Below are 25,732 nucleotides of genomic sequence, written 5' to 3'. Positions count from 1 at the left end.
TTCTTCAAACAAAAAGCCTCGATAATATCGAGGCTTTTTATTAACTAATTTAGGCGAGCAACTAGTATTGCTCGGCGCACCAGCTTTCAAAAATTAAGGCGGCGGCTAGGCTATCTACGGCGCCTTTTTCTAAGGCTTTATAACCGCCTAACTCAAATAACTTTTCTTTGGCGTCTACCGTGGTCAAGCGCTCATCTTGCATCGCAATTGGGTAGCCAAAACGGCCATGTAGGCGGTTGGCGAACTTCTTGGCTCGGTTGGTGAGATCTTGCTCGGTGCCGTCCATGTTAAGCGGCAAACCAATTACCAGTAGATCGGGCTGCCATAGCTTGAGCAGTTCTTCTAAAGTTTGCCAATTTGGAATGCCATCTTGAGCTTTGATGGCGGCCAGCGGCTTAGCTGAGCCCGTTAACTCTTGACCGATGGCAACACCAATACTTTTGGTTCCAAAGTCAAAAGCAAGGGCTGAGCGCTCTCCAGGTCTGGCCATTAAGCGTGACCTACTTGGTTAGATAATTGCCAGATATCAATGCCCAAACTTTTGGCCGCGGCTTCCCAACGTTTATGAATGGGGGTTGAGAAAATAATGTCAGTACTGGCCGGTAAGGTTAGCCAAGAGTTTTCAGCAATCTCTTGCTCTAGCTGTCCCGCTTCCCAGCTGGCATAACCTAAGGTGACGATATAATCGCTAGGCTGGGAATCAGTGCCTAAGGTATCGAGTACATCCTTAGATGTGGTGACCATTAGCTCTTCACTTACTTTTAAGCTGCTACTAAAGCCTTTTACCGGTGAATGCAGCACAAAACCTCGCTCTTGAGACACTGGACCGCCTTGATAAACCGGGCGGTCCAAATCTTCTCGGATCATTTCTACTTGGTCTTGCAGCTCTATTTGTTGCAGCAGTGATTCTACCGATAAGTCTACCGGTACATTAATCACCAGGCCCATTGCGCCTTCTTCATTGTGTTCACACATATAGACTACAGAGCGCTTGAAGAAAGGGTCTTCTAAGCTCGGCATGGCGATTAAAAACTGATTCTGCAAAGTGTTCATTGCGTCCAAATTAACCCTTTTAACTACTTAGGTTGATGATTTAAGTCTAGCTTCTATTGCATCCATTAACTTACCGGTAATGGAAATATCGTAGGCTGCTTCAATTTCTTTGATACAGGTAGGGCTGGTGACGTTTATTTCAGTCACCTTATCGCCAATTACATCTAAGCCTACAAATACTAAGCCTTTTTCTTTTAGAGCCGGGCCTATGGCATTAGCGATGTGCCAGTCACTGTCTGATAGTGGTTGGGCAACACCTCGGCCACCTGCAGCCAGGTTGCCACGGGTTTCGCCTTTCGATGGAATGCGCGCTAAGCAATAGGGCATAGGCTCACCATCTACGATCAAAATGCGTTTATCACCATCTACAATTTCAGGGATGAACTTCTGCGCCATGCAGTACTCTTGACCATGATTAGTGAGTGTTTCGAGTATCACGCCAACATTTGGATCGCCTTCTTTTAGGCGAAAGATAGACGCTCCGCCCATACCATCTAGCGGCTTCATGATGACGTCTTTGTGTTGCTGGTGGAAAGCTTTTAAGCGCGGCATATCGCTGCTAACTAGTGTGGTTGGGGTAAACTCGGCAAACCAAGCTGTAAACAATTTCTCGTTAGCGTCGCGTAAGCTTTGCGGCTTGTTAATGATTAAGCTGCCCTCAGCTTCAGCGCGCTCCAAAATATATGTGGCGTAGATAAACTCGGTATCAAATGGAGGGTCTTTACGCATTAAAATGACATCTAGCTCACTCAAGCTTTGATCCACTTCACTGCCTAATTCATACCAAGATTGCTCGTCATGTTGCACGGCCAATGGGCGCATATTAGCTGCAGCTCTGCCGCCATCTAAATAGAGATCTTGCATCTCCATGTAGTAAATCTCGTAGCCGCGTGATTGAGCTTCTAGCAACATGGCGAAACTAGAATCTTTTTTGATGTTAATGTCGGCGATGGGATCCATCACGATACCAAGTTTAATGCTCATTTATGCTAAGTCTCCAAATTGACATTGCAAAGCGGTAATAGCCGTAAGGGCTGCGGTTTCGGTTCGCAGTACCCGCGGCCCTAAAATTGTCTCTTGAAACTGATGCTGATTGCAGTTCTCAATTTCTTGCTCGCTTAAGCCACCTTCTGGCCCAATAAGTAGCCTTACTCCGTGTTCAGGAGTTGGCAGGGTCTTAATGCTATATGGGGCCTTTGGGTGCAAATTCAACTTCATAGCGGCAGACTCTTCGCTGGCCCATTGCTCTAGGCTTTGTAGTGGCGCTATTTCTGGCACAACACTGCGCCCCGACTGCTCACAAGCAGCAATAGCAATTTTTTGCCATTGTTGACGCTTCTTCTCAAAGCGCTCTTGGTTGAGCTTGACCCCACAACGCTCGCTGGTGAGAGGAGTGATTTTATTGACCCCCAATTCCACGGATTTTTGAATGGTAAACTCCATTCTGTCACCACGAGAAATCACTTGGCCTAGATGGATATGCAGAGGAGACTCGCTAGGGTTAGCGGTAACTGCGGTAATTTTCACCGACACATGCTTTTTACTGGCGTTTTCTATTTGTGCTGCGTAGTTATTGCCGTCGTTATTAAACAGCTCAAGTTGCTGGCCAACTTCCATGCGCAGTACCCGCCCAACGTGATTGGCTGCTTCATCATCAAGCTCTGTGACCATGTTTAGCGAGAGCGGCTGAGAGTGGAAAATTCGTGGAATGCGCATGGTGAGAAATAGGCCTTTTGGATAGTTGTAATGGTTAAGGAGTTGACCGTTAAAGGATAAACCTAAAAAGCGCTTAAGCCCAGCGGCACTATTTAAACTAGTTGGCTTAGTTTAAAGTGCTGGCGATTAATGGCGCGTGGCACTTACGACATTGATAACTGGCCCCTTTTAGCACTTTGTTATGACGCCGTACGCTTAATTGATGAACTTGGCAGGCACAGCGATATTCAAAACTACTTAGCTGTAGATGTTCTAGTGAGTAGTTGTGAGTGGTCGCAGCGGGGCAGTTAAAAACCTGCTGCATTATCTGTTGCCATTCTACACCGTGGGGTTTTACTCGGCCATAAACCGCATGGCAGACCAGATGAGCGACTTCGTGAGGGACGGTTTGCGCCAAAAAGTGTTCTGGTTGCTGCAGATAAAAGTGGGCGTTAAAACGCAAGCGCCATTGGCTTAAATTGGCACTGCCCGCCACTTTACTTTTTCGCGATGACAGCACCAGCGCGGGGCGCTTAAAGCTTTGCTTAAAATAGCTTTCAGCCAGCCTAAAGCACTGTTCTACTTGATGAGTTATTTGCTGCACAAATTGAATTCTTAGACTTAGCCAATAAAAAAGCCGAAAGGATAATCGACGATTATACGCTTTCGGCTTAATTTAACGAGTGAGCAATAGCTTATAAGCCAGCTTCACTCTTTAGTTGTTCTGCTTTATCAGTCGCTTCCCAAGGGAACTCTTCACGACCAAAGTGACCGTAAGCAGCGGTTGCTTTGTAGATTGGGCGTTCCAAATCTAGCATGCTTAAAATACCGTAAGGGCGCAGGTCAAAGTGCTTACGCACTAAAGCCACTAATTTGTCATCGGCAATTTTGCCGGTGCCAAAGGTATCAATGCTGATTGAAGTCGGCTCCGCTACACCAATTGCATACGATACTTGAATCTCACAGCGATCGGCTAAACCTGCGGCAACAATATTTTTAGCTACATAGCGGCCAGCGTATGCGGCACTGCGGTCAACTTTTGAAGGATCTTTACCAGAGAATGCACCGCCACCATGACGTGCCATGCCGCCGTAGGTATCTACAATAATTTTACGACCTGTTAAGCCACAATCACCCATTGGGCCACCAATTACAAAGCGGCCAGTAGGGTTAATGTGAAACTGGGTTTTATCGTTAAGCCACTGTGCAGGTAATACTGGCTTAATGATTTCTTCCATTACGGCTTCACGTAAATCGGCAGTAGAGATGCTGTCACAGTGCTGAGTAGATAAAACTACAGCGTCGATGCCAGTGATAATGCCATTCTCGTAAGCAAAGGTAACCTGTGATTTAGCGTCTGGACGTAACCAGTCAAGCGTGCCATTTTTGCGCACTTCAGCTTGGCGCTTAACCAGCAAGTGAGAGTAAGTAATGGGTGCAGGCATTAATACGTCGGTTTCGTTGGTAGCATAACCAAACATTAAACCTTGGTCACCAGCGCCTTGATCTTCTGGGCGCGAGCGGTCTACTCCTTGGTTAATGTCTGGGCTTTGTTTGCCCACAACGTTAAGCACAGCACAAGAGTCAGCATCAAAACCCATATCTGAGTGGGTGTAGCCAATGTCACGTACTGTTGAGCGAGCAAGTTCTTCGATATCAACCCAAGCTGAGGTATTGATTTCGCCGCCTACCATTACCATGCCGGTTTTTACGTAGGTTTCACAGGCTACACGTGCCTTTGGGTCTTGCTCTAAGATCGCGTCCAATACTGCATCAGAGATTTGATCTGCAATTTTGTCTGGATGCCCTTCAGACACTGATTCTGAAGTAAATAAATGAGTAGCCATGTTTATATCTCGTAAATGGATTTATATACGTATGGATGTTTTACCATCTGGACGTCTATTCTAAGTGAGGGGTAAAAGATTTGCTAGCGCTTATTAATGAAAATAATTCACATTGGCAGATTAGTTTTATTGAATTTGCCCATTAATACGCAGGCTTTCAATTTTAAGATTTTAGCAAAAACTATTTTGTTGCTAATCGCTTAGCTATCTGTAGGGGCTGGTGGTAAGTCAGAACGGCAGATACAGAGCACTGCTTAGAAAAGCCTAAAAGTGGTGGCTGTTAGATCTTTACTTGAACTATATAACACTTAGCAGCTTCTAAAGCTGCTAAGTGTACAAGTTTGAATGCAAGCTACGTTGTTAGGGCTTGCTCAGTTCGTGCTTGATCCAGTTACTCATGTTTTGCCTGGTTTCGAGTCCTGTTTTGCGAGCGATTTCTTCGTCGCCACGCACAATCACTACAACCGGCAGAGTAGAAACTTGATATTTGCTACGAGCGGTCCTGTCTTCACTCAAGTTAATTAGCTCAATTTTTTTGTCGTTCTGCTGGTTATAAAGCAGCACTAAATCGGCTTGAATTTTACTTTGGTCATTTCGGTCATGCACAAAAGAGACTAAGCGAATGGGAGGACGAGGGCTACGGGTTAAATCAAGGCATTGGCCGCCGTCATCGTATTCTTTACATGACCAAACAAAGTCGTGGTACTTAAGAGTTTGTGAATAGAAGTATTGGCCAGCATCGAACTTTTTGATGCTAGGTATGTGCTTGGTGGTTTCACCATGTTCATCGCTGAAGCTTTTAATCACTCGACTATTAGCTTGGAAGGTGGTGGTGTCGGTATTTACGGCAGCAAAAACGTGACCTGAAAACCAAGCCATTATTAACAGTACAACTGGGCGGCGCATAAAAAAAATCCCTATAAAATACAAAGCCACTATTAATATCCGTGTCATTCTAGAACACTTAAGCCTGCAAGCCTATCGTATTTTTCTGTGATACCGTTCTCATTTTCATTTCACCTAGTTTTTCCGGCGAATAGCTCCTTTCTTGTCTTATTTGATAGGTATTATCGGCTCATTTTTGCTAGTTAGGGTTTTGCTATCTGTAATGCTGGGACTGAGCTTTTCGTTTCTGCATTTGTTGGGAGAGCGCTGCTCAGTTTATCGAGCTAGCGAGTTGTTTTGGTATATAGAGAATGCGAGGGTGTTTGTATTTTAGCTGTCTTTGTCGCCGCTGCTATTGCCGAGTCTTACATTTAACTTTGCTGCAATTGTTCACTATCTAGCGTTTTGTTTTCTTCTTTAACTAGAACGGGGCTATTGATTAAGCGGATTTGTGCATTGAGTAGTTGCTGCTCAATTAAACTGGGTGAACGGAAGATATATTTGGCAATGGCACTGGCGCACAAACACGCCACTATGGCTGGAATAACAATTTCAACCTGCATGGTTTGTTCGGTAATGAGTAAAAACGCTGCCCAGGGGGTGCGAAATACTGCGCCAAACATGGCGCCCATACCTACTATCACTAGCATTAAGTCTGCACTATCAGGAATAACCTCGCCAATTATACTGCCTAAAATACCGCCAATTACCAACATGGGACCTAAGCTGCCACCGGGTAGGGCAAAGGCTAAAGCTACAGTGGTTAAGACGATCCTAGCTAATAACCAGAGGTGCTGTTGGCCAAGATCTAACTCCCAATAAAGTAAACCGTTTGGCGTAATAGGTTCTAAACCTAACCATTGAGGGTTTAGTAGTCCTGCTAAGGCTGTCACACTAGCCGCAATAGTTACCGCATAGTTGCGGTTAAGTTTAGGCATGGCGCGAATAAGCTTAACCAGCAAAGTAGCAAATACACCACACAACATGCCGAGTAAGGCAAACTGGGCTAAACCATGCCATTCAAAAGACTGTGGAGGCAGGTTAATTGTTAACATGCTTCCACCATGCAATTGCGATATAACGCTAGCTGTTGCCGCCACCACCGCAATGGTGGCGATAGAGCGCCAATTAAATCGGCGCATGACTAACTCATAAGCTATCACTGTACCGGCCAACGGAGCATTGAATAAAGCCGCTACTGCCGCGGCAGTGCCACATGCGACACTTAAGCGTACTTGACCTTCGGTTAAGCGCGCGGTGTAAGACAAATTACTGGCAACAACCGCACTTAGATAACAGGCTGGGCCAACTATTCCTACGGCATAGCCTCCCCACGTTAACAGCAGGCCTACCGCAAACTGATATATCAGGTTACCCCAGTGCAGCTGCCCCTCATCAAAGTGGTAAGCCTTCACCACAAAAATTAAACCCACTTGTTTGTAACGACTAAATAAGCGCTCAAACAACAGAATACAAATAGCCGCAATAAAGGGCAGTGAATAAGCAGGCAAGGGCGAATCAAGAAACTGATTAGGGTTGAGGTGGGCGAGATCACTAAACAATAATGCTAAGCCACTGGAGAACAAACCTATGAACAGGTAAACAAAAAAACTGCGGCTGCGAAAAGCAAAGTTGTTCGCCATTTTTTGTTTAACGTCCTTGTTTGGTTCTTATATCAAGACTTTATCACGAAGATTCAAACTGTAAATATGCGATTGCTTAAGCATTCAGTAGAAAAAATGCATAAAACTGGAGATTCTTTTTAGATAAATATTGAGTAACACCGTTGACTTTGTGACAATACGCGCCTCTCGATACCCAATAGCCCTAATATTTGCAGGAGAAATTCATGTCTTCTCGTCGTCAATACGCCAACGCTATTCGTGCTTTAAGCATGGATGCAGTTCAGCAAGCTAACTCTGGTCACCCTGGTGCACCAATGGGAATGGCCGACATTGCTGAAGTTCTATGGCGCGACTTTTTGAAACACAACCCAACTGACCCAAACTGGGCAGACCGTGACCGCTTTATTCTATCTAACGGCCATGGCTCAATGTTGCTGTATTCTCTACTGCACCTTTCTGGGTATCAGCTACCTATTGAAGAGCTTAAAAACTTCCGTCAGCTGCATTCTAAAACGCCTGGTCACCCAGAGTACGGATATGCACCTGGCGTAGAAACCACCACTGGCCCATTAGGCCAAGGTATTACCAACGCAGTTGGTATGGCGCTAGCCGAGAAAATCTTAGCGGCTCAATTTAACCGCGATGGCTTCCCTGTAGTTGATCACTACACTTACACCTTCCTTGGTGACGGTTGTTTGATGGAAGGTATCTCGCACGAAGCATGTTCTTTGGCGGGTACTCAAGGCCTAGGCAAACTTATCGCATTCTGGGATGACAACGGCATCTCGATTGATGGTGAAGTTGAAGGTTGGTTTACCGATGACACAGTTAAGCGTTTTGAATCCTACGGTTGGCACGTAATTGGTGGCGTAGATGGTCACGACAGTGAAGCGATTAGCGCTGCAATTAAAGCTGCTCAAGCTGAAACTACTCGCCCAACCATGATTTGTTGTAAAACCGTTATTGGTTTTGGTTCGCCAAACAAATCTGGTAGCCACGATTGTCACGGTGCTCCACTAGGCGCTGAAGAAATCGCTGCTGCCCGTGAATTCTTAAACTGGCCACACGCTGCGTTTGATATTCCACAAGATGTTTATCAAGCGTGGGATGCCAAACCTAATGGTGAAAAAGCGCAATCAGAGTGGAATCAGTTATTTGCTGGTTATGAAGCAGCTCACCCAGCGTTGGCTGCTGAATTTAAGCGTCGTGTTGATGGTCAACTACCTGCCGACTGGAAAGAGTTTGCCGATAACTACATTAGCGAGTTGCAAGAAAGCCAAGCTAAAATTGCTACCCGCCAATCTTCACAAAAAACACTAGAAGCCTTTGGTCCTAAATTGCCAGAGCTACTAGGTGGTAGTGCTGACTTAGCGCCATCTAACCTTACTATGTGGTCTGGCTCTGAAGCTGTTACTGCTGAAGATGCTTCAGGCAACTACATGCACTACGGTGTTCGTGAGTTTGGTATGTCGGCCATTATGAACGGCATTACTTTGCACGGCGGCCTAAAGGCCTACGGTGCAACCTTCTTAATGTTTATGGAATACGCGCGTAACGCTTTACGTATGGCTGCATTAATGAAGCAACCTGCGATCTTTGTATACACGCACGATTCAATTGGTTTGGGCGAAGATGGCCCAACTCACCAAGCGGTAGAGCAAACTGCAAGCTTACGTTTAACGCCTAACATGAGCACCTGGCGCCCATGTGACTCGGTTGAGTCTGCAGTGGCTTGGCGTCATGCGGTAGAGCGCAGCGACGGCCCAACCTCACTAATTTTCTCTCGCCAAGGTCTAGCGCCGCAAGCGCGTGATGCTCAGCAGTTAGCAGACGTAGCACGTGGTGGTTACGTGCTTAAAGACAGTGCAGGTACACCAGAGTTAATCTTAATTGCCACCGGTTCTGAAGTAGAACTAGCAGTTGCGGCTTACGAAGAGCTGACTGCTGCAGGTAAAGCAGTACGAGTAGTGTCTATGCCTGCTACCGATGTATTTGATGCGCAATCTGCTGAATACCGTGAATCTGTATTACCTAATGCTGTGCGTAAACGTATTGCAGTAGAAGCCGGTATTGCTGACTTTTGGTACAAGTACGTTGGCTTCGACGGCAAAGTTTTAGGTATGACTACCTTTGGTGAATCAGCGCCTGCTGGTGAACTATTCAAGCTATTTGGCTTCACTAAAGAAAACTTAGTGAGCATGGCTAACGAACTACTATAAGCGCTAGCTTGGTGTAAGTTCAGTAAAAAATAGAACCCTCTGCTAAGAGGGTTCTTTGTTTCAGCGTTATCAAAAGGCGATATGTATGCCTAAGCAAGCTATTAGAGTAGCCATCAACGGATTTGGTCGAATAGGCCGTAGTGTGGTTCGCGCTCTTTTTGAATCTCATCGTCAGCATCAAATTAAAATTGTCGCGATTAACGAACTGGCAAGCCCAGAAGCTATGGCTCATCTGCTTAAGTACGATTCTACTCACGGTACTTTCGCCGAAGATGTACTACTTCAAGGCGAAACATTGCTGGTGGAAGGGCAAGTTATACAGCTGCTACATCAAAGCGATCCCAGCACGCTACCTTGGCAAGATCTGGAAGTAGACATTGTGATGGAGTGTACTGGCCGTTTTAGCTCGGTAGCCGATGCGCAAATGCATATTGACGCGGGTGCTAAGAAAGTTTTGTTTTCTCATCCTGCCGATCCTTGCGTAGACCAAACAGTAGTCTATGGTGTAAATGACCAGCTATTAAGTGCAGCCGATAAAGTGGTGTCAAATGGCTCTTGTACCACCAATTGCATTGTGCCGGTGATACAGGTCTTAGATGAAGCCTTTGGGGTTGAATGTGGTACTATTACTACAATTCACTCGGCAATGAACGACCAACAAGTGATTGACGCCTACCATACAGACTTACGTAGAACCCGTGCAGCAGGGCAGTCAATTATCCCGGTTGATACTAAGCTGGCCAAAGGTGTAGAGCGGATCTTGCCTAAATTTGCAGGTAAATTTGAAGCAATTGCGGTAAGGGTGCCAACGCAGAACGTTACGGCGATGGACTTAAGTGTAACATTGTGTAAAAAAGTTACAGTTTCTGATATAAATCAAGCCATCCAAGCGGCAACTTGCGGTAAATTAAGCGGCATCTTGAGTTATACCGAAGAACCATTGGTGTCTATCGATTTTAATCACGATAGTCATTCAAGCATTATAGACGGTTCACAAACCCGGGTAAGCGGCGAACATTTAGTAAAAGTGTTGGCCTGGTGTGACAACGAGTGGGGCTTTGCCAACCGTATGTTAGACACCGCAGAGTTAATGAGTAACACGGAATTGTAGGTTTAGCCATGCTGGCTAAACTGTAAGTTTAAATTGAAACTATAGAGGACAGATAATGTCAATTATCAAAATGACCGACTTAGATCTTGCAGGCAAACGCGTATTTATCCGTGCTGATCTAAACGTTCCAGTAAAAGACGGAAAAGTAACTTCTGATGCGCGTATTCTTGCATCACTTCCTACCATCAAGCGTTGTCTAGAAGCTGGCGCTAAAGTAATGGTTACTTCTCACCTAGGTCGTCCAACTGAAGGCGAATACGCAGAAGAGTTCTCTCTAGCTCCTGTAGTTAACTACTTAAACGACGCATTAGACTGTGACGTTAAATTAGCTAAAGATTACCTAAATGGCCTAGAGCTAAACACTGGTGAATTGGTTGTTCTTGAGAACGTTCGCTTCAACAAAGGCGAAAAGAAAAACGAAGAAGAGCTATCTAAGAAGTATGCTGCATTGTGTGACATCTTCGTTATGGACGCATTTGGTACTGCACACCGCGCCCAAGCTTCAACTCACGGTGTAGGTACTCACGCTCCTGTAGCATGTGCTGGTCCTCTTTTAGCTGCTGAGCTAGAAGCATTAGGTAAAGCGATGGACAACCCAGAGCGTCCATTAGTAGCAATTGTTGGTGGTTCAAAAGTTTCTACTAAACTAACCGTACTTGAGTCTTTATCTAAAATTGCTGACCAACTAGTAGTAGGTGGTGGTATTGCTAACACCTTTATCGCTGCTGACGGCCACAACGTAGGTAAGTCTTTATACGAAGCTGACCTAGTAGATACTGCTAAAAAGCTAATGAAAGAGTGTGCGATTCCAGTAGCTACAGATGTTGCATGTGCTAAAGCATTTGACGAAAACGCAGAAGCAGAAATTAAGCCAGTATCTGAAGTACAAGACGACGACATGATCTTCGACTTAGGTCCAGATTCTACAGCAGCACTAGCTGAAATTATTGGCAATGCTAAAACAATCCTTTGGAATGGCCCAGTTGGCGTATTCGAATTCAAAAACTTCGAAGCCGGTACTGCGGGTATTTCTAAAGCCATCGCAGAATCTGCGGGCTTCTCTGTAGCGGGCGGCGGTGATACACTAGCGGCCATCGACAAGTTTGGTATTAAAGCCGATGTTTCTTACATCTCTACTGGCGGCGGCGCTTTCCTAGAGTTTGTAGAAGGCAAAGTATTACCAGCTGTAGCCATGCTTGAAGAGCGTGCAAAAGGCTAATTACTTGATCGGGAGCTTCGGCTCCCGTTTTCTGTATTAGAATGTTCTATGCAGAAATGAATAATTTTTAATCAATAAGACTAAATGGAACCATTGCTATGTCTAAGATCTTTGACGCAGTTAAGCCAGGTGTAATCTCTGGTGATGACGTACAGAAAGTTTTCGAAATTGCTAAAGAAAACAAATTCGCTTTGCCAGCAGTTAACGTAGTTAACACTGACTCAATCAACGGTGTTCTAGAAGCTGCTGCTAAAGTTAAAGCTCCAGTTGTAGTTCAGTTCTCTAACGGCGGTGCAGGTTTCTTCGCTGGTAAAGGTCTGAAACTTGAAGGACAAGAAGTACAAATCAAAGGTGCTGTAGCTGGTGCTAAATACGTTCACGCAATTGCTGAATCTTACGGCGTTCCTGTGATTCTTCACACTGACCACGCTGCTAAGAAATTGCTACCTTGGATTGACGGCCTACTAGACGCTGGTGAAGAGTTCTTCGCACAAACTGGCAAGCCATTATTCTCTTCTCACATGATTGACTTAAGTGAAGAGTCTCTAGAAGAGAACATTGAGATCTGTGGTAAGTACCTAGAGCGCATGGCTAAAATGGACATGACGCTAGAAATTGAACTAGGTTGTACTGGTGGTGAAGAAGACGGCGTAGACAACTCTGATATGGACGCGTCTGAGCTTTACACTTCTCCAGAAGACGTAGCTTACGCTTACGAAAAACTTAACCCAATTAGCCCTCGTTTCACTATTGCGGCTTCTTTCGGTAACGTACACGGTGTTTACCAAGCGGGTAACGTTGTACTTACTCCTACTATTCTTCGTGATTCTCAAGCTTACTGTGCAGAGAAATTTGGTATTGCACCAAATGCACTTAACTTTGTTTTCCACGGTGGTTCAGGTTCTTCAGAAGCTGAAATCCAAGAGTCAATTGGTTACGGTGTTATCAAAATGAACATCGATACTGATACTCAGTGGGCAACTTGGAATGGTATCCGTGAATATGAAGCGGCTAACCGTGAATACTTGCAAGGTCAAATCGGTAACCCTAAAGGTGCTGACCAACCTAACAAGAAGTTCTACGACCCACGTGTTTGGTTACGCGCTGGTCAATCAGGCATGGTTACTCGCCTAGAAAAAGCTTTTGCTGACCTAAATGCAGTAGACGTACTGTAATTTAGTCATCAAGACTTTATCAGTTAAGGCTCACTTCGGTGGGCCTTAATTGTTTTTAGCCGCCTAGTAAATACTTTTAAACTAATTAATAATCTAACGCCTTTCTTTTTTGTAAACTTTTTTATACAGTTTTTCTGGTTCTCTATTCTCCATTTCTAAACAATTCCAAGCATTTCATTTTTCTCGCTTTTAGTTCATGATTGTTTTACTTTAGCTTCATAAGATAATGAATTAACTCTATTTATTTTTGTTCGATGTAAAAAATAACTATGTGATTCAAGCATTTATGGTGCTTGTTAGAGCAAGATTAGAAAAATTCATTCGTTAAAACGAGCAGTGTTGGCTAAAATTTATACTCTAAGTCCAATGAATTGGCGTGAGTCGCGGGCTGCGGACAGCAAGCGTATCGAAAAAGATTGAAAGGAATAATCAAATGGAACAGAGCATTGCAACTTCAAGTGCAACGATTGTATCTATTCAGGGCCAAGCGTTTGCCGTAGATGCCCAAGGCAACATTAGACCCCTCCAAGCGGGAGATACTATTGCGCCTGGCGAATTGATTATAACTTCTCAAGGCGCGCAACTTGGTTTTTATTATGGTGATGACCAATATGTGCTGGGTGATAATAGTGCTACTCAATTACCAGAATTTGATCCAAGCCAAACACTTTCGCAGTTAAATGCAGCTAATGACCTTGATGTAGAAGCGCTACAACAAGCCATTTTGGAAGGGGCTGACCCGACTGAACTATTTGAAGCTACTGCTGCAGGTGGTGCCCCCGCAGGAGATGGCTCCTCGGCCGGTAATGGTGGATTTGTAACTATTGAAAGAATTGGCGTTGAGACCATCGCTCAAGCTGGTTTTGATACGCAACCTCCTGCTACCAGTTCTGAGCTCGCAGACACAGACAACGAAGCTACAGAGCCCTTAGCAATAAATAACTCATCCAATGAGCCAACCCCTCCAGCACCAAGCCCTGATCAAGCGCCAACTATTAGCTTAAGCGTACAAGCTATTACCGAAGGGAGCGTTGATACAGATACTGTTGTGGCTACATTTAGCTCTAGCGATCCCGATGGTGATGAGATCACTCATAGCCTAGTTAATGATACTCAAGGCTTTTTTGTCATCGATGGCAATGAGATAAAGCTAACTGAAGCGGGAGTGGCAGCAGTAAATGATGATCAGCTAAACCTGACGTCTCTAAACATTACAATACAAGCTGAAGCAAATGGATTGACTGCAAGTGACAGTGCTGACGTAAGCATCGCTCGCACTGACGATGGAGTCACACCTCCGGTTGACCAAGGTCCAAGCATTAGCGTGACCGCGGAAGCTGTAACTGAAGAGTCGGTATCGACCGACACAGTGGTTGCTAACTTTACGTCTAGCGACCCAGAAGGTGACGCCCAGACCTACGCCTTGCTCAATAATGACGATGGCTACTTGGTGCTTGATGGCAACCAAGTCAAACTGACCGATGCCGGTGTGACCGCGGTCAACAACGATACTCTCAATCTTTCCGAACTTAACATTAGTGTAGAAGTGACCGCCAATGGTCAAACTGCCAGCGATAGCGATACAGCTGCCATTACTCGTGTGGATGAAGGTCCAAGCATTAGTGTTACTGCAGAAACGCTCACTGAAGAATCCGTTTCTACTGACACAGTGGTTGCTAACTTTACGTCTAGCGACCCAGAAGGTGACGCCCAGACCTACGCCTTGCTCAACAATGGCGATGGCTACTTGGTGCTTGATGGCAACCAAGTCAAACTGACCGATGCCGGTGTAGCCGCGGTTAACAATGACCAGCTGAATTTATCAGAGCTGAACGTTAGTGTAGAAGTTACTGCCAATGGAAAGACGGCCAGCGACAGTGATACATCTGCCATTACTCGTGTGGATGAAGGTCCAAGCATTAGCGTGACCGCTGAAGCAGTGACCGAGGAATCTGTGTCTACAGACACCGTGGTTGCTAATTTTATGTCCAGCGACCCAGAAGGTGACGCCCAGACCTACGCCTTGCTCAACAATGGCGATGGCTACTTGGTGCTTGATGGCAATCAAATCAAACTCACCGATGCCGGTGTGGCCGCGGTTAACAATGACCAGCTGAATTTATCAGAGCTGAACGTTAGTATAGAAGTGACCGCCAATGGTCAAACTGCCAGCGATAGCGATACAGCTGCCATTACTCGTGTGGATGAAGGTCCAAGCATTAGCGTGATCGCTGAAACACTCACTGAAGAATCCGTTTCTACTGATACAGTAGTAGCTAATTTTACGTCTAGCGATCCGGAAGGTGATGCGCAGACCTACGCCTTGCTCAACAATGGTGATGGCTACTTGGTGCTTGATGGCAACCAAGTAAAACTCACCGATGCCGGTGTGGCCGCGGTTAACAATGACCAGCTGAATTTATCAGAGCTTAACGTTAGTGTAGAAGTTACTGCCAATGGCAAGACTGCTTCTGCCAGCGATACGGCAGATGTTATTCGGGTGAACGATGCACCTACCACCAGTAATGTGGTTCTCGACCCAGTGGCGGAAGATGCAGTGGGTGGTCGAGTGATCACCGAAGCCGAGCTTTTGGCTAATGCCGGTGATATTGATAATGACCTAGCGGATTTATCGGTGAGCAACCTAAGCCTAATTGGTAACGGTAGTCTGGTTAATAACAACGACGGCACTTGGACGTATACGCCAGCTGAAAACGATGATGGCAGCGTGAGCTTTAGCTACGACATTAGCGATGGTGAAGCGAACATCAGCACAGGTACTGCCGACCTAGACATTACCCCAGTGAACGATGCACCTACCACCAGTAATGTGGTGTTAGACCCAGTGGCAGAAGATGCAGTGGGTGGTCGAGTGATCACCGAAGCCGAGCTTTTGGTTAATGCCGGTGATATTGATAATGACCTAGCGGATTTATCGGTGAGCAACCTTAGCCTTAATGGTAACGGCACGCTCATCAACAACAACGATGGCACTTGGACGTATACGCCAGCTGAGAACGATGACGGCAGTGTGAGCTTTAGCTACGACATTAGCGATGGTGACGCCACCATCAGCACCGGGACTGCCGACCTAGACATTACGCCTGTGAACGATGCACCTACCACCAGTAATGTGGTGTTAGACCCAGTGGTGGAAGATGCAGTGGATGGTCGAGTGATCACCGAAGCCGAGCTCTTAGCTAATGCCGGTGATATCGATAATGACCTAGCGGATTTATCGGTGAGCAACCTAAGCCTAATTGGTAACGGTAGTCTGGTTAATAACAACGACGGCACTTGGACGTATACGCCAGCTGAAAACGATGATGGCAGTGTGAGCTTTAGCTACGACATTAGCGATGGTGAAGCGACCATTAGCACAGGTACTGCCGACCTAGACATTACGCCTGTGAACGACGCACCTACCACCAGTAATGTGGTATTAGACCCAGTGGCGGAAGATGCAGTGGGTGGCCGAGTGATCACCGAAGCCGAGCTCTTGGCCAATGCCGGTGATATTGATAATGACCTAGCGGATTTATCGGTGAGCAACCTAAGCCTAATTGGTAACGGCACGCTCACCAACAATAACGATGGCACTTGGACGTATACGCCAGCTGAGAACGATGACGGCAGCGTGAGCTTTAGCTACGACATTAGCGATGGTGAAGCCACCATCAGCACAGGTACTGCCGACTTAGACATTACGCCTGTGAACGATGCACCTACCACCAGTAACGTAGTGTTAGACCCAGTGGCTGAAGATGCAGTGGGTGGTCGAGTGATCACCGAAGCCGAGCTCTTGGCCAATGCCGGTGATATCGATAATGACCTAGCGGATTTATCGGTGAGCAACCTAAGCCTTAATGGTAACGGCACGCTCACCAACAATAACGATGGCACCTGGACCTACACGCCTGCTAAAGACGATGACGGTAGCGTGAGCTTTAGCTACGACATTAGCGATGGTGAAGCGACCATCAGCACGGGGACTGCCGACCTAGACATTACGCCTGTGAACGATGCACCTACCACCAGTAATGTGGTTCTCGACCCAGTGGCGGAAGATACCGTGGGTGGGCGAGTGATCACCGAAGCTGAGCTCCTAGCTAATGCCGGTGATATTGATAATGACCTAGCAGATTTATCGGTGAGCAACCTAAGCCTTAATGGTAACGGCACGCTCACCAACAATAACGACGGCACTTGGACCTATACGCCTGCTAAAGACGATGATGGCAGCGTGAGCTTTAGCTACGACATTAGCGATGGTGACGCCACCATCAGCACAGGTACTGCCGATTTAGACATTACCCCAGTTAATGATGCGCCAGACGCACAAGATGATAGCTTTGCCAACATCGCATCATCAGAGACAGTTTTGCTTGACCTTGTTGCTAACGATAGCGACTTGGAAGGCGATGCAATCAGCGTTAAATCAATTCACGGTACAGATCTAACTCCTGGTGTCGCTCAAAGTATCTCTGTACCAAATGGAGTGGTGAATGTAACTGCTGCTGGAGTTATCAGTTATACAGCCAGTGCAAATGGTAGTGGCTTAGTCGAGTTTTCATACGTTTTACAAGATGAACATGGCGCGGAAAGCAGCGCTGATGTAAGTGGCAATGTCGTTAACTTGTCCAATGACAGCGCTCAAGTATATGAGTCAGGTTTAGCTAGTGGTTCTGCACCTAGTGCTGAAACTAGCTCAGCCACAGGTAATTTATTAGCAAATGATGATGGCTTAGTTGACGGTTTAGAGTTAAGCAGTGTGATATATCAGGGTATTCCGCATACTGCTGACGCGAATGGCGTAATTACGATTGATACTGCTCAAGGGCAGTTAAGCGTTTATACCCAAGACTATAATGGTTTTAGCAAGGGTGATTACGAGTATCAGCTAGAGAGCTCAAGTTTAGATGGTGATGGAGTAAGCGAAAGCTTCAACTATTTGGTGGCTAATCCAACTTCGGGCTTTGTTACTCAAGCAAGCTTAGAAATAAGTATTGAAGACGATGCTCCAATTGGCCACGACCTTTCTCATAGCTTAGAATCAAGCCCCTTATTGGTAACAACCAACCTTGTTCTGGTTTTAGATACTTCTGCCAGTATGACTAATGGTGAACACGGTGATGGCTTAAACTACCTAGAAATCGCCGTTAAAGCTTTGTCTAATTTAATAGAGCAAGCTGATGCTGCAGGTAACGTTAATGTGCAAATTGTTGGCTTCTCTGATTCAGTAATAAGCAGCGGCTGGATCAGCGACAACGTTGAAGACGCTTTAAGCTATCTACAGGATTTAAGCTCAGGTGGTGGTACTCACTACGATATTGCGCTTAATGAGGTGATTTCAAGCAGTACCAGTGCTCAGCAGCCAGATGCTGATAATACCTTGCTGTATTTTATCTCTGATGGTGAGCCAAACTTTGGTTACGGTATTGATGATACTGTTGAGTATAACGGCTCCAATGGCCTTGCAGCATGGGATGAGTTTGTTCAAGACAATATTGATACAAGCTACGGCATTGGTATTGGTCAGGCAGATTTAGATGTATTGAAGGATGTGGCTTCAGAATCCGCGACAGATGAATTTGCCTTCATCGTTGATGATGTAACAGACTTATCTTCCACACTTGTTGAAAGCTACCTTGAAGCTGAAGTTGATGCTTCACTTGGTTTACTGCAAACCGCCTCTACAGACGGCTTCATGGTTGGTGCTGATGATGGCTACGTAAGTGCCATAACAGTAGACGATGTGACGTATAGCTATGATCCTAGTGCAGTTCCTGAGCAAGAGAAAAACGTAAGTATTACTACTGCTTTAGGCGGAGTTCTGCTGCTTAACTTTGTAACCGGTGCATACTCTTATGAGCTTGATGTTGGTGGTGACGGTTGGGGACAACAAGAAAACATTGCGGTAACCGTAACCGATTTTGATGGTGACACAAGCTCTATTAATATCGAGATTAACACTGTATTTGAAGCAGTGGTTGATGCTAACCGCGACGTGATTATTACTAATCAAGATGGTAGTAGCACCATAAGCGTACCAAGCCTAGCATTACTCTGGAACGATACTGGCGATGACATCAGTTTTGATGGAGTAGGCAGTGCCGTTGGTGGTTCGGTAAGTGGTAGTGATGAAATCTTGTTTGATTCAGATGACGGAGTTGGCCTAGGTATTCACGATAGCAACTTTGAAACCGAAGAGTTATCGAATATCGCAACTGCTGAAGATGTAAGCTTTGTTGATTTTAATGGCCACGATGCCGTGGACTTAAGTGACCGTTCTCTATTTAGCCTAAATGATGGAAATATTCCTCAAATCGTATCGGGTGGTTATTCATTCACCTACCAAAGTGAGTTAGTAAATGATAACGACCCTGTAACTAATGCCGATGAAGATTGGATTAAAGTTACTTTAGCGAAAGGTGAAGTACTGTGGGCAAATATGGCCACTATTTCGGGAGAAGAAAGAGTCAAAGTAGACGCTTTCATTTATGACTCCGAAGGAAATTTGCTAGAAACCGATAATGGGGAAAAGCAATTTCAAGAAGATTGGCAGGGACCTAGAGGTAGCTTTACTGCAACCGAAGAAGGTGAATATTACATACAGATCATAGCCGATGATGATACCGATAGCGGTTTTTATCAGATGCATCTAACCATTGATGCTAGCAGTGCTGTTTATCAAAAATCAGCGCTTACCGATACCCAAGAAGAATTTGAATATAGCATCATAGGTGATGGTGGTGCCTTAGATACAACCACTGCAGAGCTTATTGGCGTTCAAGGTAGCTCAATTGATGGTGGCGAGGGTGATGAAGTACTTGTAGGCAATGAGGCGTCTAACGCTATTGATGGTGATGCCGGAGATGACGCCTTAGTTGGTTATGCGGGTGATGACCAACTTGATGGTGGTGTTGGAGAAGACTTGCTGATAGGTGGGCAAGGTAATGATATTCTAACTGGTGGTGATGACAGTGACATGTTTGCTTGGTTAGATGGTGATGATCAATCTACCACTAACGATACGGTAACTGATTTTACCCTAAAAGCTGATGGTGACGCCGATGTGCTTGATTTAAGTGATTTGCTGCAAGGTGAAACAGAGGCAAACTTAGAATCGTATCTGTCTTTTGAAACCGTCAATAATGGCGGTAATGTTGAGACGATTATCTCAATCGATAAAGACGGCGCCAGCAATGGTGAAAGTGTTCATCAAACTATTACCCTTAAAGATGTCGACTTCTCAGGCATGAGCGATAGTGAAATTTTGAGCCAATTAATTGAAGATCAACAGCTTAATGTAGATAACTAGCCGCTTAAGGTTTGGGAAATTGTAGATTCAAGAGTAAGCTAAGGCTTACTCTTGATGTTTTTGTTTATGGAAAGGACGCTCGGTGCAGGACGCTAACCCACAGCAGCAATATCGCGATTTAGATTTAACCGCAGAAAGAACAGACCCTTTACTGAGTAGTTTAGTATTTTTATCTAAGTATTACGGTAAACCTTTCTCTGCGCGCGCTTTATCTGCTGGCCTACCTTTAGAGGAAGGCTTGCTTACACCAGCCTTATTGCCTCGTGCCGCTTTGCGTGCCGGTATGGACGCCTCTATTGTTAAAAAGCCAATTAACAAAATACCTGAATTGCTCTTACCTTGTATTTTGCTGCTAAAAGATGGTCGTTCTTGTGTGCTGCTTTCACGAAGTGACGAAGGCATAGAAGTCGCTTGGCCGGAGCTTCCCGATAGTCATGAACACATCTCTTTAGATAAGCTTGAACCAGATTACACTGGCTTTTGCTGTTATGTTCGCAAGCGTTATCGCTTTGATGCTCGTTCTCCAGAGTCATTAAGCAATAAGCAAGGCCATTGGTTTTGGAATACCCTGCGTCGCTCAGCGCCGATTTATCGCGATGCCTTGGTCGCTTCTTTGTTTCTTAATTTGTTTGCGATAGCCTCTCCGCTGTTTGTAATGAATGTTTATGATCGGGTGGTTCCTAACTCGGCGATAGATACCTTATGGGTACTTACTGCAGGTATGGCCTTGGTGCTGGTGTTTGACTTTGCTCTCAAGCAAATGCGCGCTTACACCTTAGATTTAGCGGCGAAAAAATCTGATATTTTGCTCTCTGCGCGGATCTTCGAAAAACTACTCAACATCAAAGCAGAAGTGCGGCCGCCTTCGGTAGGGGCTTTTGCTAAGAACGTACAAGAATTTGATTCCATTAGGGAGTTTGTTACTTCGTCAACTATTGCTGCTCTGGTCGATGTACCGTTTTCCTTGCTGTTCCTATTAGTCATCGCCATGGTGGCAGGGCCATTAGCTCTGGTGCCCGCTGGTGCCGCTCTGCTGATGCTACTTTACTCTTTTTACATTAAACGCAAAATGCATCAAGAAGTTGAGTTGGGTAGTCGTTTTGCCAGCCAAAAAAATGCCCATCTTATCGAAAGCTTAAATGGCATTGAATCCTTGAAATTAGCTGGGGCCGAGAGTCAGTTTCAACACAAGTGGGAAGAGCTAGTGGGTAACATTGCCACTTGGAACATGGCTATTCGCAAACTGGCTACATCGGTAGGTAACGTTAACGCCTTTGTCTCACAAAGTACCACGGTATTGATTGTGGTTGTTGGGGTATTCCAAATCTCTCAAGGTGAGTTATCGATGGGCGGGTTAGTTGCCGCTGTTATGCTCACTGGCCGTGCCTTAGTGCCATTCTCTCAAGTATCTTTACTCGCAACACGTTATAACCAAGCTCAATCTGCATTGGAAAATCTCGAAGATATTATGCAATTGCCAGATGAGAACTTAGAGCGTTATATGCATCGTTCTCATTTCGATGGAGCAATCAGTTTTACGGATGTGAGCTTTACCTATCCTGGTAGCGATCAGCAAGTACTTAAGAATGTAAGCTTCTCTCTAAAAGCCAAAGAAAAAGTTGCGATTATTGGCAAAATTGGCGCTGGGAAAACCAGTTTAGAGAAAGTCTTGCTGGGGTTCTATACACCTCAGCATGGTGCTATTCGCCTCGATGGTGTGGATCTCAACCAAATTAGCCCAGCAGATATTCGACAAAAAATGGGCTGTTTACCGCAAGACATCAATCTGTTTTTTGGCTCTATTCGTGAAAACATCACCTTAGGCGTGCCGCATATTGAAGATGAGTTAATCTTTCGAGCTGCCGAATTGGCTGGTGTTACTCAATTTACCGATGTGGACCCAGAAGGCTTAGACAGACAAGTTGGTGAACGGGGTCAATATCTGTCGGGTGGGCAGCGTCAAGCTGTCGCTTTAGCGCGAGCACTGCTGTTTAATCCACCAGTATTGGTATTGGATGAACCAACCAGCAGCATGGATGCCTACTCAGAAAATCTCGTCAAAAAGCGTTTGAAGCAAGTAGCTGAAGATAAAACTTTTGTATTGATTACCCACAAGATGTCGATGTTGGATTTGGTTGATCGGATTATTGTACTAGAACGAGGCCAAGTGGTTGCCGATGGCAGCAAAGCAGAAGTACTAGAGTTGTTGCGAAGTGGTAAAGTGAGGGCGCCAAATGAGTAAGCGCAAGCAAGACCTCTCGGAAGCTGAGCTAAAGTTTGTTGACGATATTAATGCTGCTATTTTGATGAAAACGCCACGTCGTTCTAAGCGTTTGTTGTGGCTTATTTTTGTTTTGCTAGCTTGCGCACTGTATTGGGCTCACTGGGCCAAAGTTGATGAAGTTACAGTAGGCAGCGGTAAGGTCATTCCTTCGCAACAAATTCAAACCATTCAGAATCTAGAAGGCGGTATTCTCAAGCAGATTTTGGTTAAAGAAGGAGAGCAAGTCGAGCCGGCTCAGCCATTGTTACTAATTGACGATACTCGCTTTCGCTCCGACTTTAGAGAACAACAACAACGGGTGATTAACCTAGAAGGCGACGTGGCTCGTCTTAAAAGTGAAATTGCCAGTATTCAATTAAACCCTGAATTACCAACGCAGCAGTGGCGCGATCAAGTGCAAGTTGTTGAGGTCGACATTGCCTTTGATGATGAATTTAAACAGCAATACCCCTCAGAAGTCACCGGCCAGCAGCTGCAAAAGTCAGCACGTTTAAGCGCATTACAAAATCAGTTATCCATTACTGCTGGTCAAATAGAGCAAAAGCAGCAAGAGCTAGTTGAGCTTAAGTCCAAAATTACCCATGTAAATACTAGTTACAATCTCGTCCTAGAAGAATTGCGAATTACCAAGCCTTTAGCCGAAGAAGGCATTGTGTCGCAAATTGAGATATTAAAACTACGCCGCCAAGCCAACGATTTAAATGGTGAGCTGCAAAGCAGTAAGTTGCTAGAACCAAAGATCAACAGCGCCATCGGCGAAACCATTTATAAACGCCGAGATATCGCTCTTAACTTTCTTAGTGAGGCTCGCCGTGAGCTCAACCAAATTGAAGCAGAGCTACAACCTTTAAGCGAGGGGCAGGTTGGCTTGCGTGATAGGGTTGATAGAACCTCGGTGGTTTCTCCGGTAAAAGGCACGGTAAAGAAAATCTACATTAATACCGTTGGCGGCGTCGTCCAGCCAGGTATGAGCATCATGGAAATTGTCCCGATCGAAGATAACCTTTTGGTTGAGGCGAAAATTCAGCCAAAAGATATTGCATTTCTTCGGCCAGGGCTTAAAACTGTTGTTAAATTCAGTGCTTACGATTTTTCTATCTACGGTGGATTGGACGGCCAACTAGAACATATTAGTGCCGACACCATTTTGGATGAAGAAGGGAATAGTTATTATTTGGTCAGGGTTCGAACCGATAAAAACTATTTAGGGAATGATGAAGCGCCATTGCCTATTATTCCCGGCATGCTATCTAGTGTAGATATCATCACTGGCAAGAAAAGTATTTTAGATTATTTGCTAAAACCAATAATTAAAGCGCAACAATCAGCGCTACGCGAACGATAAGAAAGTCTGTTTGCTAACCCTTTGGTTAGCCTACGACAAGGAGTGTTAATGAATAAGCTGACCTTAACCCTAGCGTCTGGTCTATTGATGTCTTGTAACTTGGCTTCAGCACAGTCATTGGAGCAAGCGGTAGCTAAAGTGCTTACCGAGCATCCACAGCTGCAGTCATCTTTTAATCAATTTAAGGCCAGCAGCGAGCAATACCAAAGTGCCAAAGGCGGTTACTACCCAACGGTAGATCTCACCGCTGGTGCAGGTTGGGGCCAACGGGAAACTGAAACTCTGGGCGTAAATAGTGCTAATCCCACAGAAATTGGCGTGAGTATTCGCCAGCTTCTATTTAGTGGTTTTGCTACGTCAGGAGAGGTTACTCGTACTGAAAACGAAACCTTGGCCGATCAATGGCTGTTATATAACGATGCTGAAAACATCGCCTTGCGAGTGGTTGATGTTTACCTCGAAGTAATAAAGCAGCAACAGCTATCAGAACTTGCCGAAAGTAATCTGCAAACTCACTTGGCCATTCAAAAAGACATTAAAAAACGCACCGATTCGGGCGTGGGTTCTAGTGCTGATTTAACCCAAGTAAATGGCCGTGTTGCCCGAGCAACCACCAACTCTTTATCGGCAAAAAATAACTTGATGGACGCGCAAACTCAGTTTTTGCGAGTGGTTAACGAGTTACCCAAAGATTTAGTGCAACCGGGGGCCGATGTGGCCTTGCTACCTGCAGACCTTGATGCAGCGCTTGCCGCGGCTTTAGATGTGCACCCAACCCTTAAGTCGGCTCAATACGACGTTGCTGCCGCGAACGCACAAACTACCGTAGCTAAAGCTAATAACTATCCTGAAATTGCCTTGGAGTTAGATGGTAACTGGGATCGCAACCAAAATGGTTTGGATGATACTAAAGATTATGAGCTAGCCGCTATGCTCCGCCTGCGTTACAACTTGTTTAACGGTGGCAGTGATGCAGCGGAAATTCGCCGCAGTGCTTACGATGTTAATCGTGCAAAAGCCGTGGGCGAAGACGCATATCGCCAAGTTAGCGAGGGTACCCGTTTAGCTTGGAATGCTTGGGATGTATTGGTTCGTCAAAAATCCTTTCTGCAACAGCATGTTGAGGCGAGCTTTCAAACCGTTGAGGCCTACAAAAAGCAATTTAACTTAGGCAAACGTAGCCTGTTAGACGTACTGAATACCGAAAATGAACTATTTGAAGCGCAAAATGAATTCATTAGTGCCGACATTGATGAACTTCGCGCGAAATACCGTTTACTCAATGCCACAGGCTTATTGCTTGAGGCCTTACGTGTTAATCGACCAGAGGACTGGACTTTTTAATGAAAAACAAGAGCTTAATTGTCGCAGCGGCTGTTTTGGCCTTAACTGCGTGTAGTCAAACTGCTGATACTTACCAGGCTGAGCCTGCTAATTACGACCGCCAAGACCAAGATGGTGATGGCGTTATCAATGAGCGCGATCTTTGCCCAGATACCGAAGCGGGTGCAGCGGTTGATAACGATGGCTGTTCAGAGTTTCAAAGCGTAGATGATGGTTATGAGTTGATGGTCTTTTTTGGCCACGACTCAAGCAATCTAACCGATGAATATGCTCCGCAGCTTCAACAAGTTGCCGACTTTATGCAGAAGTATCCAGAAGTGAAAATCAGTGTTGAAGGCTACGCTAGCGCTAGTGGCAGTAAGTCTTACAACCTTAAGCTGTCTAAACGTCGTGCCGCAAGTGTACGCCAGCAATTAATTGACGACTACGCTGTGAGCGCAGAGCGCATTGAGCTAGAAGCAATTGGGGAAGAGGAGTTGTTGGCTGCCGGTGATTCGGAACAGGCAGAAGCAGCTAATCGCCGAGCTCGAATTTTTGTACAAGAACAATACCGCGAAGCGGTTCCTCGTTGGTCAATTTATACGCCGCACTTAAAGCAGCAATAGGCTA

17 protein-coding genes are annotated in these 25,732 nt (G+C 45.4%); 9 read left to right on the top strand and 8 right to left on the bottom strand.

Going from position 1 to position 25,732, the window contains the following annotated elements:
* Positions 1-61: 61 nt before the first annotated feature.
* The 8 genes from ruvX to OAG1_RS17675 all read right to left on the bottom strand — a co-directional run bounded on the left by ruvX (position 62) and on the right by OAG1_RS17675 (position 7,123).
* Positions 62-490, bottom strand: a complete 429-nt coding sequence (gene ruvX, locus OAG1_RS17710; protein ID WP_338622221.1) for a Holliday junction resolvase RuvX — start codon at positions 488-490, stop codon at positions 62-64.
* On the bottom strand, positions 490-1,053 hold the full coding sequence (locus OAG1_RS17705; RefSeq protein ID WP_016400859.1) for a YqgE/AlgH family protein: 564 nt from the start codon (positions 1,051-1,053) through the stop codon (positions 490-492). Before OAG1_RS17705 ends, ruvX begins: the two co-directional genes overlap by 1 nt.
* A 27-nt stretch (positions 1,054-1,080) precedes the next feature.
* On the bottom strand, positions 1,081-2,037 hold the full coding sequence (gene gshB, locus OAG1_RS17700) for a glutathione synthase (RefSeq protein ID WP_016400860.1): 957 nt from the start codon (positions 2,035-2,037) through the stop codon (positions 1,081-1,083).
* A complete protein-coding gene (rsmE, locus tag OAG1_RS17695) occupies positions 2,038-2,769 on the bottom strand; it encodes a 16S rRNA (uracil(1498)-N(3))-methyltransferase (RefSeq protein ID WP_338622220.1) in 732 nt (243 codons plus the stop codon).
* Positions 2,770-2,875: 106 nt separating this feature from the next.
* Positions 2,876-3,361, bottom strand: coding sequence for a SprT family zinc-dependent metalloprotease (locus OAG1_RS17690; protein ID WP_338626441.1), 486 nt, complete (start codon positions 3,359-3,361; stop codon positions 2,876-2,878).
* An 82-nt stretch (positions 3,362-3,443) separates the two neighbouring features.
* Positions 3,444-4,595 (bottom strand): methionine adenosyltransferase, encoded by a 1,152-nt coding sequence (metK, locus tag OAG1_RS17685; RefSeq protein WP_338622219.1) that lies wholly within the window; start codon positions 4,593-4,595, stop codon positions 3,444-3,446.
* A gap of 360 nt (positions 4,596-4,955) precedes the next feature.
* Complete coding sequence (locus OAG1_RS17680) at positions 4,956-5,501, bottom strand: hypothetical protein (protein ID WP_338622218.1); 546 nt, start codon at positions 5,499-5,501, stop codon at positions 4,956-4,958.
* Between the two features lie 350 nt (positions 5,502-5,851).
* Positions 5,852-7,123, bottom strand: a complete 1,272-nt coding sequence (locus tag OAG1_RS17675; RefSeq protein WP_338622217.1) for a chloride channel protein — start codon at positions 7,121-7,123, stop codon at positions 5,852-5,854.
* A gap of 206 nt (positions 7,124-7,329) precedes the next feature.
* Between OAG1_RS17675 and tkt the strand changes: the two genes are divergently transcribed.
* The 9 genes from tkt (at position 7,330) to OAG1_RS17630 (ending at position 25,728) form a co-directional block, all read left to right on the top strand.
* Positions 7,330-9,324, top strand: a complete 1,995-nt coding sequence (gene tkt / locus OAG1_RS17670; protein WP_016400867.1) for a transketolase — start codon at positions 7,330-7,332, stop codon at positions 9,322-9,324.
* Between the two features lie 85 nt (positions 9,325-9,409).
* On the top strand, positions 9,410-10,435 hold the full coding sequence (gene epd / locus OAG1_RS17665; RefSeq protein ID WP_338622216.1) for an erythrose-4-phosphate dehydrogenase: 1,026 nt from the start codon (positions 9,410-9,412) through the stop codon (positions 10,433-10,435).
* Positions 10,436-10,490: 55 nt separating this feature from the next.
* Positions 10,491-11,654: a phosphoglycerate kinase gene (locus OAG1_RS17660; protein WP_016400869.1), complete on the top strand. Its 1,164-nt coding sequence runs from the start codon at positions 10,491-10,493 to the stop codon at positions 11,652-11,654.
* A 98-nt stretch (positions 11,655-11,752) separates the two neighbouring features.
* Positions 11,753-12,829 (top strand): class II fructose-bisphosphate aldolase, encoded by a 1,077-nt coding sequence (gene fbaA / locus OAG1_RS17655; RefSeq protein WP_016400870.1) that lies wholly within the window; start codon positions 11,753-11,755, stop codon positions 12,827-12,829.
* Between the two features lie 433 nt (positions 12,830-13,262).
* Positions 13,263-20,150: a retention module-containing protein gene (locus OAG1_RS17650; protein WP_338622215.1), complete on the top strand. Its 6,888-nt coding sequence runs from the start codon at positions 13,263-13,265 to the stop codon at positions 20,148-20,150.
* Positions 20,151-20,232: 82 nt separating this feature from the next.
* Entirely contained in the window at positions 20,233-22,392 is a 2,160-nt protein-coding gene (locus OAG1_RS17645) for a type I secretion system permease/ATPase (protein ID WP_338622214.1), read from the top strand.
* Positions 22,385-23,779, top strand: coding sequence for an HlyD family type I secretion periplasmic adaptor subunit (locus OAG1_RS17640; RefSeq protein WP_338622213.1), 1,395 nt, complete (start codon positions 22,385-22,387; stop codon positions 23,777-23,779). Before OAG1_RS17645 ends, OAG1_RS17640 begins: the two co-directional genes overlap by 8 nt.
* Positions 23,780-23,827: 48 nt before the next feature.
* Positions 23,828-25,123 carry a TolC family outer membrane protein gene (locus tag OAG1_RS17635; protein WP_338622212.1) on the top strand — a complete coding sequence of 432 codons (1,296 nt, stop codon included), beginning with the start codon at positions 23,828-23,830 and terminating at the stop codon, positions 25,121-25,123.
* On the top strand, positions 25,123-25,728 hold the full coding sequence (locus OAG1_RS17630; protein ID WP_338622211.1) for an OmpA family protein: 606 nt from the start codon (positions 25,123-25,125) through the stop codon (positions 25,726-25,728). The genes OAG1_RS17635 and OAG1_RS17630 overlap by 1 nt, the downstream gene beginning before the upstream one ends.
* Positions 25,729-25,732 lie beyond the last annotated feature (4 nt).

Source organism: Agarivorans sp. OAG1 (genome assembly GCF_037076485.1).
GTDB classification, from domain to species: Bacteria; Pseudomonadota; Gammaproteobacteria; order Enterobacterales; family Celerinatantimonadaceae; genus Agarivorans; species Agarivorans albus.
Note: the sequence above shows the minus strand (reverse complement) of the source record. Positions and strands in the feature narration are given on the sequence as shown.